Source organism: Xanthomonas sp. 10-10 (genome assembly GCF_040182365.1).
Classification (GTDB): domain Bacteria; phylum Pseudomonadota; class Gammaproteobacteria; order Xanthomonadales; family Xanthomonadaceae; genus Xanthomonas; species Xanthomonas arboricola_F.
This window is the reverse complement of the sequence record NZ_CP144460.1, coordinates 3,654,706-3,667,983: the sequence shown is the minus strand read 5'-3', so window position 1 is coordinate 3,667,983 and position 13,278 is coordinate 3,654,706. Positions and strand designations below refer to the sequence as shown.

General features: G+C 67.4%; 7 protein-coding genes. All 7 read left to right on the top strand.

Features of this window, described 5'->3' with window-relative positions; translation table 11 throughout:
- The first annotated feature begins 1 nt into the window (after position 1).
- The 7 genes from VZ068_RS15405 (at position 2) to VZ068_RS15375 (ending at position 12,744) form a co-directional block, all read left to right on the top strand.
- Positions 2-364 carry a response regulator gene (locus tag VZ068_RS15405; protein WP_006450735.1) on the top strand — a complete coding sequence of 121 codons (363 nt, stop codon included), beginning with the start codon at positions 2-4 and terminating at the stop codon, positions 362-364.
- Positions 364-894, top strand: coding sequence for a chemotaxis protein CheW (locus tag VZ068_RS15400; protein ID WP_005988637.1), 531 nt, complete (start codon positions 364-366; stop codon positions 892-894). The genes VZ068_RS15405 and VZ068_RS15400 overlap by 1 nt, the downstream gene beginning before the upstream one ends.
- A 39-nt stretch (positions 895-933) precedes the next feature.
- Positions 934-2,970 carry a methyl-accepting chemotaxis protein gene (locus tag VZ068_RS15395; protein ID WP_259152028.1) on the top strand — a complete coding sequence of 679 codons (2,037 nt, stop codon included), beginning with the start codon at positions 934-936 and terminating at the stop codon, positions 2,968-2,970.
- Between the two features lie 113 nt (positions 2,971-3,083).
- Positions 3,084-10,148: an Hpt domain-containing protein gene (locus VZ068_RS15390; protein WP_349655783.1), complete on the top strand. Its 7,065-nt coding sequence runs from the start codon at positions 3,084-3,086 to the stop codon at positions 10,146-10,148.
- A gap of 7 nt (positions 10,149-10,155) precedes the next feature.
- Positions 10,156-11,343 carry a chemotaxis protein CheB gene (locus VZ068_RS15385; RefSeq protein ID WP_349657726.1) on the top strand — a complete coding sequence of 396 codons (1,188 nt, stop codon included), beginning with the start codon at positions 10,156-10,158 and terminating at the stop codon, positions 11,341-11,343.
- A 33-nt stretch (positions 11,344-11,376) separates the two neighbouring features.
- A complete protein-coding gene (locus VZ068_RS15380; RefSeq protein ID WP_046962981.1) occupies positions 11,377-11,856 on the top strand; it encodes a chemotaxis protein CheW in 480 nt (159 codons plus the stop codon).
- 297 nt (positions 11,857-12,153) lie between these two features.
- Positions 12,154-12,744, top strand: coding sequence for a GNAT family N-acetyltransferase (locus VZ068_RS15375; RefSeq protein WP_349655782.1), 591 nt, complete (start codon positions 12,154-12,156; stop codon positions 12,742-12,744).
- Positions 12,745-13,278: the final 534 nt, after the last annotated feature.

The following is a 13,278-nucleotide window of genomic DNA, read 5'->3' as shown; positions in this document are numbered from 1 at the left end:
CATGGCTCGAATTATATTGATCGAGGACTCGCCCACCGATCGGGCAGTCTTCAGTCAATGGCTGGAAAAAGCTGGCCATACGGTCGTCGCCACCGACAACGCCGAAGCGGGACTTGAGCTGATTCGCAGCCAGGCGCCCGATCTGGTGCTGATGGACGTGGTGCTGCCAGGTATGAGCGGCTTCCAGGCAACGCGTGCACTCGCACGCGACCAGGCCACCAAGGACATCCCCGTGCTGCTGGTCAGCACCAAGGGGATGGAAACCGACAAGGCATGGGGTTTGCGACAAGGTGCCAGCGACTACATCGTCAAGCCGCCGCGCGAAGACGATCTGATCGCTCGCATCAAACAACTGGTGCGTTGATGCGCTCTCCATTCGACATTCTCGAAGACTACGAGCGTCGTAGTCTTGCGCACGCCACGCCGCTGCCGGAACGCCAGTTCTCGGCCGATATCTGGCGTGGCGTCGGCTATCGCGTCGGGACCCGGCGACTGGTGTCGGATTTCCGCGAAGTGGCGGAAATCGTGCCGATGCCGCCGGTGACGCCGGTGCCCGGCGGGCAGCCCTGGTTGCTGGGCGTGGGCAACCTGCGCGGCAACCTGTTTCCGGTGATCGACCTGAAGCAGTTCCTGGAGGGCCGTCGCACGGTGCTGCAGGAAGGCCAGCGGGTGCTGATCATGCGTCAGAGTGGCGGCGACGTCGCGCTGACCATCGATGAGCTGTATGGCCAGCGCAGCTTCGAACAGTCCCAGGCGGTCGAACCCGGCGAGCTGGCGCAAGGCCGCTACGCCCACTTCATCGATCGTGCCTTCCGCAACGAGACGCAGGACTGGGGTGTGTTCTCCCTGGCGTTGCTGTCGCGCACTCCTGAATTCCGGCAGGCCGCGGCCTAAGCCGCGACCCCGCCACGTCATACAGATCGAGGTCGAACCATGAGTACCGCCCCGGACGCCCGCAAGACCAACAAGCTCGGCAGCGTCAGCACCAGCTTCTGGCTTGGCTTGCTGGTGTTGTCGATGATCGTGTTTGGCGCCAACACCGGCGTCGCGACCTGGCAGGGCAGTCGTCTTGCCGGTGCCGGCACCGGCGCGGCCGACTTGCAGGTGCTCTCGCAGCAGCTGGCCAACCAGGGCCGCGAAGCGGTCTCCGGCGATCCCAAGGCGTTCGCCGCGTTCAAGGAGACCAAGGGCCGCATCGACAGCACGGTGAGCGAACTGGATGGCCGCTACGGCCAGGAAGGCTCGGTCGCCAGTTCGATGGCCCAGCTCAAGGCGACCTGGGTGCCGCTCAGCAAGAACGCCGACCAGATCATCGCCAGCGAACCGGCGGTGCTCGGTCTGGCCGGCAACGCCGAACGCTTCACCGGCAGCGTGCCGCAGCTGCAGGCGCAGTTGAACGAGGTGGTGCGCGCGATGACGGTCAGCGGCGCACCTGCCTCGCAGATCTACAACACGCTGCAGCAGGTGGTGGTCGCCGGCACCATGGCGCGCCGGGTGACCGAAATGCGCGCCGGCGGCGCCAATGCCGCTGCCTCGGGCGACGCGCTGGCGCGCGACTCGGTGGTGTTCACGCAGATGCTGGAAGGCCTGCGCGCAGGTAACGAAGAACTGGGCATCGCCGCGGTGCGCAACCCGGCCGCCTTGTCGGCACTGGAGCAGTCGCAGGCGCAGTGGACGACGATGAAGAAGGACATTGACGCCATCCTCGCCAGCTCGCGCAACCTGTTCGCCGCGCAGTCCTCGGCCGCCGCGTTGACCGCCGGCTCCAACAAGATGCTCGACGACAGCAAGAAGCTGTTCGATGCGTTCTCTGCGTTCGGTTCGGTGCGCGATACGCGCCTGTTTCCGAACTTCTGGCTGGGTGTGGTTTCCGGCCTGATCGCATTGCTGGCCATTGTCGGTTTCGTGTGGAGCTCGGTGCGCGTACGGACCCGCGAGCAGGACGTGCGTTACCAGGCGCAGGTGGAATTCAACAGCCGCAACCAGCAGGCGATCATGCGGTTGCTGGACGAAATCAGCTCGCTGGGTGAAGGCGATCTGACCGTCAAGGCGTCGGTCACCGAAGACATGACCGGCGCCATCGCGGACGCCATCAACTACGCCGTGGACGAGCTGCGCCACCTGGTGACCACCATCAACGACACCTCGGCCAAGGTGGCCGTGTCGACCCAGGAAACCCAGGCCACGGCGATGCAGCTCGCCGACGCCGCCGGCCAGCAGGCCAACCAGATCACCACCGCATCCGAGCGCATCAGCGAAATCGCTGCCAGCATCGAACAGGTCTCGCGCAACTCCACCGAGTCGGCCGAAGTGGCGCAGCGCTCGGTGGTCATCGCCGCCGAAGGTGCCGGTGTGGTGCGCGAGACGATTCAGGGCATGGACCAGATTCGCGACCAGATCCAGGAAACCTCCAAGCGCATCAAGCGCCTGGGCGAATCGACCCAGGAAATCGGCTCGATCGTGGAACTGATCAACGACATTTCCGAGCAGACCAACATCCTGGCGCTCAATGCCGCGGTGCAGGCGGCCTCGGCGGGCGAGGCCGGTCGCGGTTTCGCCGTGGTGGCCGACGAAGTGCAGCGCCTGGCCGAACGCACCTCCGGTGCGACGCGACGGATCGAAGGCCTGGTGCAGACGATTCAGGCCGATACCAACGAGGCGGTCAGCTCGATGGAGCAGACCACCTCCGAAGTGGTGTCCGGTGCGCGCCTGGCCGAAGACGCCGGCACCGCGCTGACCGAAATCGAGCGCGTGTCCAACGCACTGAACAACCTCATCAAGAACATCTCCATCGCCGCACACCAGCAGTCGGCTGCGGCGACGGACATCACACAGACCATGGGCGTGATCCGTCAGATCACCAGCCAGACATCGCAGGGTGCGGAACAGACGGCCGAGTCGATCGGCAACCTGGCTCAGCTCGCTGCCGATCTGCGCCGTTCGGTCGCCGACTTCAAGCTGCCGGCGTGAGCACGACGCGGAACGGGAAAGGATCAGCAGATGGCGCGTAGTCGCATTACGTCGATGCAGGAAGTGACCGGTGACCGCGCAAGCGGTGAGCCGGCCGTTGTCAGGGGGCTGCAATGAGTGCGCTTCGCGATGCGATGAGCCACGCCGCGCTGGGCTGGGTCAAGCCGGAGCTGGACGAGACCTTGCGCCAGGCGCGCAACGAGATCGAATACTTCGCCGAAGAACCGTCCGACACCAGTCGGATGCGCTTCTGCGCCGGTTACCTGCATCAGGTGCAGGGCACCTTGCGCATGGTCGAGCTGTACGCGCCGGCGATGGTGGCCGAGGAACTTGAGCTGCTGGCCAACGCGGTGCAGGCCGGTGAGGTCAGCGACCGCGACGAAGCCTGCGCCATGCTGATGCGCGGCACCGTGCTGCTGCCCGATTATCTGGAACGCCTGCAGAACGGCCATCGCGACATTCCGATCGTGCTGCTGCCGTTGCTCAACGAAATCCGTGCCACCCGTGGCCAGCCGGGTCTGAATGAAAGCGTGTTGTTCGCGTTCGATCCGCAGGCCGGTGTCGCCACCGAAGCCGAGCTGGATCACGCACGCGGCAGCCTGTCCGGCCGCAATCGCGAACTGCTCGACACGGTCGGCAGTGCGGTCAAGGAAGAATTGCTGCGCGTCAAAGACGCGCTGGATCTGCATCTGCGCACCGGCGGCGACATCGCCGAGCTGCAGACCCAGGTCAATGACCTCGGCAGTGTGGCCGACACCCTGGGCATGATGGGCCTGGGCGTGGCGCGCAACGTCGTCGTGCAGCAGCGCGATGCGCTGGCGCGCGTGGTCGATGGCCAGGTGCAGATGGACGAAGGCGTGCTGCTGGATATCGCCGGCGCGCTGCTGTACGTGGATGCGTCGCTGGACGATCAGGTCGCTAGTCTGGGCGCCGACAGCGGAGACGGCAACGAGGCCAGCAACAGCGCCACCTCGTCGGAAGTGCGTCGCACCGTCGATGTGCTGGCGCAGGAGGCGATCGCCAACTTCGGTGCGGCGCGCGAACACTTCGTCGCCTTCATCGAGACCAATTGGGATCACGCGCGTCTGGCCGACGTGCCGCATCTGCTGGGCGAAGTCGGCGGTGCCTTGCGCATCCTCGAACTGCCGCAGGCGGCCGATTACCTGGAAGGCGTGCGCCGTTATGTCGATCTGGAACTGATCGGCAAGCAACGCGTGCCCAGCGGACGTCAGCTGGATACGCTGGCCGACGCGATGGCCAGCCTGGAGTATTACCTGGAAGCCCTGCGCGAGCGCCGTCCCGGCCGCGAGGAGATTCTGGACATCACCCGCAACAGCCTGGAAACGCTGCGCTATTGGCCGCTGCCTTCGGGCCAGCCGTCCGAATTGCCGGTCGGTGCCGACCAGCCGGGCAGCGTTGCCGAGGTGCAGCCGGTTGCCGTGTCGCTTGCCCAGCATGCCGGCACGCCGGACGCGGCGGCCAACGATGCGGCGCCTGTCGCGCCGCTGGAATGGGCCAACGAAACCGTGGTCGAAACGCCGTTCGCGGCCAGCGTGGTGCACGACACCGGCGCCGCGGCGACCGATACGGTGTTCTCGTTCGACCCGGTGGCTGCAGAAGAAACCCTCTCCGGCCAGGCGCACGTGCCGTTTACGGTTGCGCCGCTGGACTTGTCCGACGACGGTACGCATGCGCCCGGCGATTGGCAGCTGGAAACCACCGAACAGGCTGCACCGATCGCCACGTCGGCGTTCGACCCGGTATCGGCCGAGCAGGACGGTCACGCAGCGAGCGAGGCCGCGCAGGTCAGCTACACCGTGGATCTGAGCGCGCTGGAACAGGAGCAGGCCGCTGCGCCTGTGGTGGCCGACACCACGCCGTTGCAGATCGAGCAGATCGAGTTGCCTGGCGATATGGACCAGGTCGACGCACCGCTGGATTTCATTGCCGAGAACCATGCGCGCCGCGCGCAGACCAGCATCGAAGATGCGTTCTCGCCGCCGCCGGCTCCGCCGCAGGAACTGGACGATCCGTTTGTCGAGTCCGCGCCGGACGTTGCACCGGACGCGCCGGCCGACGCCAGCGCCGAGCAAACGACTCCGCGCGTTCAGCAGGCCACGGTCAGCGAGTTCGAACTGGACGATGCTTCGGCCGCCTTCCTGGCGCAGCTCGACGCGGCCGCCGCGCAATTCGACGTGGCGCGTCCGCAGGATGCACCGGCCCCCAGCGACGCAGCGTCCGATGCAGCGCCGCTGCAGGCAGCGAGCGAAGCGGCGGCGGCCGATACCGCCGATGCCGGCATTTTCGGCGGCTTTGGCGACAGCGATATCGATGACGACATCCGCGATGTCTTCCTCGAAGAATTCGACGAAGAACTGGTCAACCTCGGACAGTTGCTGCCGGTCTGGCGCGCTGCGCCCAATAGTCCGGACCACCTGCGCCCGATCCGCCGCGTCTTCCACACCCTGAAGGGCAGTGGGCGTCTGGTCGGTGCCAGCGTGCTGGGCGAATTCAGCTGGAAGATCGAGAGCATGCTCAACCGCGTGCTCGACAACTCGCGCCCGGCCAGCCCGGCGGTGGTGGCGATGGTCGAGCTGGCCTACGAAGTGCTGCCGCAATTGAACGCAGCGCTGCGCGACCAGGGCCGCATCGGTGCCGATCTGCCGCAGATCCAGGCAGTCGCCGAGCGGGTGGCCGCGGGCGAAGAGGTCTATTACGTGCCCGCACCGGCAACGCCGGTGGCGGTTGAACCTGCTGCGATTCCTGCCATTGCCGGGGCGCTTGTCGCCGGTGGCACGCCGGCGTCGGTGGACAGCGTGCTGCGCGAGATCCTGGAAGCCGAAGTCGCCACGCATCTGGAAACCGTCAACGCCTGGCTGCAGGCCACGCAGGTCGAGCCGCAACTGGCAACCGAAGAGTTGCTGCGTGCCGTGCACACCATGAGTGGCGCGTTCGCGATGACCGATGTGCCGGAAATCACCTTGGTGACCACGCCGGCCGAAAGCTATGTCAAGCGTCTGCTTGCGGCGTCGCAAACGCCCTCGCAGGACGGCATCGATGCGATCGCCGCCACCGCTGCGGCGATCGCGACCACGGTCACCGCACTGCGCGCCGACGCGCCGCTGATTCCGTCGTTTGCGCCGTTGACCGAGCGCTTGCGCGCCCTGGTGGACACGCTGCCCGAAGCGCAGTGGCCGCCGCAGGTGGCCCTGGACGAGCTCGACGAGCTCGACGCTGCCGGCGACGAGCTCGACGCCAACGAAACGGTCGAACTCACCGGCGTGGAGGATCTGTCGCAGTACCTGGACTCCAGCGCACTGCCGGCCGATACCGCTGCACCGACGCATCCGGCCGACCAGCCGCAAGACGCCGATGCACACGCCGAGGCTCCGATTGCGGTGGACGAGCTGGCCGGCGCCGAGGCAGACAGTTCGCTACACGCGCTCGAGGTACCTGCAGCCAGCGACGAGCACGTCGCAGCGCTGGAGCAGGACGGCGCGTTCGCCGAATCTGCCGATGCCGATGCCGCGTCCAGCGATGGCGTCGCCTCGCTCGCGCACCCCGAGCAGGCCGACTCGCTGCACGGCGAAGCCGCGCAGCATGACGAAGCCGCAGCCCAGGGCGCCGATGCGCACGACAGCTCGGTCGATGAGCCGGCGGTCGAAGCCGACGCCTGGGATGCCACCGAGCTGCAGCACGGCGAGGCAGCGGAAGCGGCATCGCAGCCTGCCGACCCTGTCGAAGACGAGGCAAGCGAAACGTACGCCGCTGCCGATGCATCGCCGTCTGCGCACCACGCCGCAGACCATGCCACGCACCTGGACGACAGCGTTGCGGTAGACGAGCTGGCCGAGGCGGAGGCCACGTTGGGCCAAGCGCAAACGCTTGCACCGGTGGCCGATACCGACACGCTTGCAGACCAAGCGACTGTCGAAACCATCGACGCATTGGAAGCGGTGCACACCGATGCCGCGGTCGCCGACGAGGCGCCTGCGGCGATCGCCGAGGACTGGACGCCTGAAACTGCGGCGCTGGACAGCGTTTCGACCGACCACGATGGTCAGGGCCTCGATCAGGGGTATGTCGACCACGTCGCCGCGTCGCCCGAACATGCCGCCGGCGCGCAGGATCACCACGCCGAGCATGCGGCCGACCAGGCCGCAGAGCACGCCGAGTCGGTGCAGGTGTATGACGCCGATGCAACGACGAGCGAACAAGCGCAGCACGCCGCGCAAGCGGACGATCACGCCGGGGCGCAAGACCAGGCGGACGCCGAGCAGTCGGCGCATTCCGAAGCGCAGGCGGCGTACGACGCACCGTCGCATTCGGACCCGTTGGTCGAATCGAGCGAGCAGGCGGACGCGATCGAACCGGCGCAGCCGGACGAGCAAGCGCACGACGATGCGCCGACCGCCGAAGCTGACGACAACGTAGCGCAGGCGGACGTCGAGCACGTGGATGCAGCGCACGCAGAGGACGAGCACGCCGAGACCGAGCACGCCGCGACGGTGCATGCCGATGACGCCGTGCCGGAGCAGACCATCGCGTCGGTGCAGGCGTTCGAAATGGCGCATGCGGCCGATCAGGTCGAAGAATCGGGAGATCCGCAGTCCGAGACCGTGCCGGAGTTGCAAGACCACAGCGCGACCACCGACGCCGACGCGCCCCACGACGACGCGATTGCAACGCGCGATCGGGCAGAGCACATCGACGCCGCTGAATCCGCGACGGCCGAGCCTGAGGATGTCGAGCACGAAGCCAGCGCAGCGGCGGCCCTCAGCGCACCGGTGGAAGACGCCGCGCCGGTCGAAGCGGCCACCAACGAGGTGGGCGCCGCGTTCGATATCGGCCCGCTCAACTTCGATCAGCTCGATGGCGAACTGGTCGACATCTTTGTCGAAGAAGGCCGCGACCTGCTCGACCATTGCGACGGTCTGCTTGCCCGCATGCGCGAAGTGCCGGAAGACCGCGAGGTCCTCAACGGACTGCAGCGCGATCTGCACACGCTCAAGGGCGGCGCGCGCATGGCCGGCATCAACGCCATCGGCGACCTCGGTCATGCGATCGAATCGCTGCTCGAAGCAGTGGCGGCCAACCGGACCGACATCGATCGCGATGACGTGCGCCTGTTCGAACGCGGCTTCGACCGCCTGCATCAGTTGTTGACCCGTACCGGCATGCACCGCGCCGTGTCGATGCCGACCGACCTGGTGGAAGCCTTCGAAACCCGCACCCGTGGCCGCAATGCCGCCCCGCCCAGCGACGCCGATGTGCGCGCGATCGCCAAGGCATCGGTGGAGCCTGCGCCGCTGTCGGCGCCGGTGCCGGTCGACGGCCAGGTCGAAGAAGAACTGATGCCGCGCGCGCAGCAGGAACAGGTGCGCGTGCGTGCCGACCTGCTCGACCGCCTGGTCAATCACGCCGGCGAAGTGGCGATCTACCGTTCGCGTCTGGAACAGCAGATGGGCGCCTTCCGCGGCGCCATGGGCGAACTGGATCGCACCAACGCCCGTCTGCGCGACCAGCTCCGTCGTCTGGATCTGGAAACCGAAGCGCAGATCGTGGCGCGTTATCAGCGCGAACAGGACCAGGGCGATCGCACCTTCGATCCGCTGGAGCTGGACCGCTTCTCCACCCTGCAGCAGCTCAGCCGCGCGCTGAACGAATCGGCGGCCGACTTGGGCGGCTTGCAGGGCGTGCTGGAAGATCTGTCGCGGCAGTACGACGGCTTGCTGCAACAGCAGTCGCGCGTCAGCTCCGAACTGCAGGACGGCCTGATGCGCGCGCGCATGGTGCCGTTCGACGGTCTGGTGCCGCGCCTGCGCCGTGTGGTACGCCAGGCAGCCAGCGATACCGGCAAGCAGGTGCACTTGGTGCTGGAAGGCACCCAGGGCGAACTGGATCGCAACGTGCTCGACCGCATGGTCGCGCCGTTGGAACACATGCTGCGCAACTCGGTCGCACATGGCCTGGAAACGCCGGAGCAACGCCGCGACGCCGGCAAGCCGGAAGAGGGCAGCATCGCCATCCGTCTGCGCCGCGAAGGCTCGGAAATCGTGCTTGAAGTGGCCGACGACGGCGCCGGGCTGGACCGCGAGGCGATCCGTCGCCGCGGCGAGCAGCGCGGCCTGATCGAGCCCGGCCAGGAGCTCAGCGAGGCCGAGCTGGATGGGCTGATCTTTGCCTCCGGTTTCAGCACCTCCGAGCAGGTCAGCCAGCTGGCCGGCCGTGGCGTGGGCATGGACGTGGTGCGCAACGAAGTGCGTCAGCTCGGCGGCTCGGTGGACATCCACTCGGTGCGTGGCCAGGGCGTGACCTTCACCTTGCGCCTGCCGCAGACGCTGGCGGTCACCCAGGCGGTGTTCGTGCGTATCGGCGACACCACCTTCGCGGTGCCGGTGGGTTCGGTCAGCGGTATCGGCCGCATCTCGCGCACCCGCTACGAATCGGGCGAGGGCGGTTATCACTACGCCGGCGAAGAGTACGTGCTGCACGACCTGGGCTCGCTGGTCGGCCAGCCAGTTGCGCGCGCCGATGGTCAGGCGCAGGTGCCGTTGCTGCTGGTGCGTGCGGGCGATCTGCGCGCTGCAGTGGCGATCGATCAGGTGCTGGGCAACCGCGAAATCGTGGTCAAGCCGGTGGGCCTGCAGATCGCCTCGGTGCCGGGCATCTACGGCGCCACCATCACCGGCGATGGCCGCGTGGTGGTGATCCTGGACGTGGCCCCGCTGGTGCGGCGTTACCTCAGCCAGCCGGCGCGTCCGACCCTGGAAACCCCGGCCGAAGCGCAGCGTCAGGTGCCGTTGGTGATGGTGGTCGACGACTCGCTGACCATGCGCAAGGTCACCAGCCGCGTGCTGGAACGCCACAACCTGGATGTCACCACCGCCCGCGACGGCGTGGAGGCACTGGAGCTGCTCGAAGAGCGCGTGCCGGACCTGATGCTGCTGGATATCGAAATGCCGCGCATGGACGGCTACGAGCTGGCCACTGCGATGCGCGCCGACCCGCGCTTCAAGTCGGTGCCGATCGTGATGATTACCTCGCGCAGCGGCGAGAAGCATCGCCAGCGCGCCTTCGAGATCGGCGTGCAGCGCTACCTGGGCAAGCCTTACCAAGAGTTGGATCTGATGCGAAACGTGTATGACCTGCTGGGGATCGCCCGTGTCCGAGACTAATGGCGCAATGGGAACTCCGGTCGCCCTGCTGGGTCGGCCGGGCCAGGCGCGCGAGCGCCTGCGCGAAGCGCTCGGCCTGGCCGGTGCGCAGGTCGTGCTGGAAGACGAACCGTCGGCGGTCGACGTGCAGATGCTGCGCGACGCCGAGCCGGTCGCGGTGCTGGTCGCGCTGGAGCCGGCGATCGAAGATGCGCTGGAAGCGTTGGAGCCGGCCTTCAACATGCCCGGCGTGACGGTGATCTTCGACGAGGCCGAACTCACGGTACGTCGCGAGGGTTGGGAAGCACAGCGTTGGGTGCGCCATCTGGCCGCCAAGCTGCACGGCCATGCCGATGTGTTGCCGCCGGGCACCGAAAGCGAGCCCTCGCTGCAACCCGAGCCGGGCCTGACGCTCGCACCGCGACAGCATTCGGATCTGCAACTGGACCAACATCTGGAAGCGGCCGCGCATGCCTTCGAAAGCATGCCGGGCGATGCGATGTTCACGCGTGCCGTCGATCACGCGCAGACCTCACCTGGTGCCGACAGGCCGGGCCCGACGCTGGGCGATTCCAGCACCTGGGGCCTGGTCGACGAGGTTGCCGTGGTGGTGCGCCCGCGCACCGAAGTGGATGTGGCTGCGCTGTCGACCGGCGGCCTGTCGCTGGTGGATCTGGAACACAGCGGCGAAGTGACCGGCGCAGTGCTGGTGATGGCCGGCATCGGTGGTCCGGATGCGATCCGCCGCCTGCTGGCTGCGCTACCGCCGAATTTCCCGCGTGCGGTGCTGGTGCGGATGACCCTCGATGGTGGCCAGTACGGCAACCTGGTGCGACAGATGGGGCGCGTGTCCGCGTTGCCGGTCGAACTGGGCGAGCCGGGGCAGGTGGTCGTGCCGGGCAAGGCCTATGTGTTGTCCGACGAACTTGGCGTACGGCAGCACGCAGGTGCGCTGGCGTTCGTGGCGCACAGCGATCCTGCGGCGCTGATCGCCGCGCTGCCGGCCACCGACAGTGCGGTGCTGATGCTCAGCGGCGCCAACGAGGCGCTGGTGGAGGCATCGCTGGCACTGGCCGAGCAGGGTGCTTGGTTGGCCGGTCAGTCCGCCGACGGCTGCTACGACCCGGCCGCTGCGGCGCGCCTGGCCCGACAAGGCATTTTGACCGGCGATCCTGCGCAGTTGGCGCAGGCGTTGGCACAGCGTTGGCCGGCGTAAGCCGGGCGCTCCCTCTCAGATCGGAATGGTGCGATGAGCTACGCCAACAATGACGAAATCCGCGGCGTCCTGATTCAGGCCGGCACCGAGCGCGTGCTGCTGCCGAACGCCACGGTGGCCGAGGTGATGTCGCGCGTGGCAGTCGAAGCGCTGCCGGACATGCCGCGCTGGGTCGTGGGGCGTATCGACTGGTATGGCTGGAAAGTGCCACTGCTGTCGTTCGCACGCCTCAGCGGCCTGGGCGAGGAGCCCACTGCCGTCAACAACAAGGTCATCGTGTTGAAGGCACTGGGCGGCAATCCTGCGTTGCCGTACTTCGCGTTGCTGACTGCCTCGTTCCCGCAACTGATTTCGGTGCCGCGCGACGGCTTGCTGGCCGACGCCTCGGAAGACGCGCTGCCGGACGGCGTGCACATGCGTGTGCTGCTCGGCGAACAAAGCGCGCTGCTGCCGAATCTGGATGCCATCGAGTCGCAGGTGGCGCAGGCGCTTGACTCGGCTGCCGCCGCCTAGGGCAGCCGGTAGAGCGACACCGCAGCCACCGGACCGGCACTTGCGGCGCTCCCCATCGGCAGAGCGTGCGCGCGCAGTGCAGCCTCCGTGCGATTGTCGGATCCAACCGGGACATGCAGCCAGCGTATCGGGCGCCGCGCTGGCAGTGACTGCAAGCCGGGCGATGCGTTCGCGGTCATGCGGCTGCAAGAGCCAGGCCGGGGTTCGGTTTGCTGCCGGTAGCGCAGCTTTGACGGTGCGATGCACGGCTGTCATCGTTCGATACGCTGCGCAATACCGCGGTTGCAGAGGGATGCCATGAGCCTGCCCGCCTTCAAGCCCGTGCGCCATGCGGACGGTGTGGTGTTGTCCGATCTGGCCAACATCGACCCCGCTGCCGTCGCCGACTACCACGCACGCAACCGCGCCCATCTGATCGAGGCGATGCCGCTGCGGCCGCCGGCGTTCTATACCGCCGAGGGCTGGCGGCGGTTGTGCATCGCCTACCGCGCGTCGTTACCCGGCGAGCGCGAGCTGCAGCTGGTGCTGTGTGCCGGGCAGGAGGTGATCGGCACGCTGGGCTTTACCCAGATTCAGCGCGGCGCGTTTCAGGGCTGCCATCTCGGCTATGGGCTGGATGCCGCGGCACAAGGGCGTGGCCTGATGCAGTGGGCTGCCACGCAGGGCATTGCGTTCGTGTTCGGTCCGCTGGGGCTGCACCGGGTGATGGCGCAGTACGTGCCGGACAATGTGCGCAGCGCGCAAGTGCTGGCGCGGCTGGGCTTCCAGATCGAAGGTCGCGCGCGGCGCTATCTGCAGTTGAACGGCGTCTGGCGCGATCATGTGCTGACCAGCCTGTTGCGCGAGGATGGCGAGGCTGGCGAGAACGGTGAGGTGCCGGAAGGCTGACCGGCCCAGCGAAGGCGGGCAGTTTGTGACGTCTCTGCTGTTACTGGTCGTTGCACACTGCTGGCGAGCATTGACGCCTGGAGTCGCGTTGCACCACGCGTTGATGCCGGGACGGCGCGGGTAGGGGCGCATGCGTGACCCTGCCTTGGCCGGAGCTTGGGCGGACTGCGCGCGGTGATCCGCGCATTCAGCTGCCAAGCGCGCCATTGAGCTGCTGTACTCGATGCAGTGCGTTGGCACTGGCATCAACGCCGCAGGCGCACGCGCACCGATGCGCTGTGAGCCCGAAGGTGGAGCGCTTGTACGCGGATGCGCTGGGCTTGGATATTGCCGCCGCCAGCCGCCAGCCGCCAGCCGCCAGCCGCCAGCCGCCAGCCGTCAGCCGCCCGCATGCCTGCAGCAGGTCGCTGCAATCTCGGCTGTCTTCATCGATCCTCTGCGCAACAGCGAACGGCACGGGTCGCATACATCGGTGCGCACTGCGCTCCACGTTTTGCTCTTGCGGTGGCACGGGTAAGCAGTTGCTGCCGAACG

What these genes read in the sequence shown, in the direction of transcription:
- VZ068_RS15385 (WP_349657726.1), top strand. Translation starts at nt 10,156, where the DNA reads ATGGGAACTCCGGTCGCCCTGCTGGGTCGGCCGGGCCAGGCGCGCGAG.
- VZ068_RS15375 (WP_349655782.1), top strand. Translation starts at nt 12,154, where the DNA reads ATGAGCCTGCCCGCCTTCAAGCCCGTGCGCCATGCGGACGGTGTGGTG.
- VZ068_RS15405 (WP_006450735.1), top strand. Translation starts at nt 2, where the DNA reads ATGGCTCGAATTATATTGATCGAGGACTCGCCCACCGATCGGGCAGTC.
- VZ068_RS15380 (WP_046962981.1), top strand. Translation starts at nt 11,377, where the DNA reads ATGAGCTACGCCAACAATGACGAAATCCGCGGCGTCCTGATTCAGGCC.
- VZ068_RS15390 (WP_349655783.1), top strand. Translation starts at nt 3,084, where the DNA reads ATGAGTGCGCTTCGCGATGCGATGAGCCACGCCGCGCTGGGCTGGGTC.
- VZ068_RS15400 (WP_005988637.1), top strand. Translation starts at nt 364, where the DNA reads ATGCGCTCTCCATTCGACATTCTCGAAGACTACGAGCGTCGTAGTCTT.
- VZ068_RS15395 (WP_259152028.1), top strand. Translation starts at nt 934, where the DNA reads ATGAGTACCGCCCCGGACGCCCGCAAGACCAACAAGCTCGGCAGCGTC.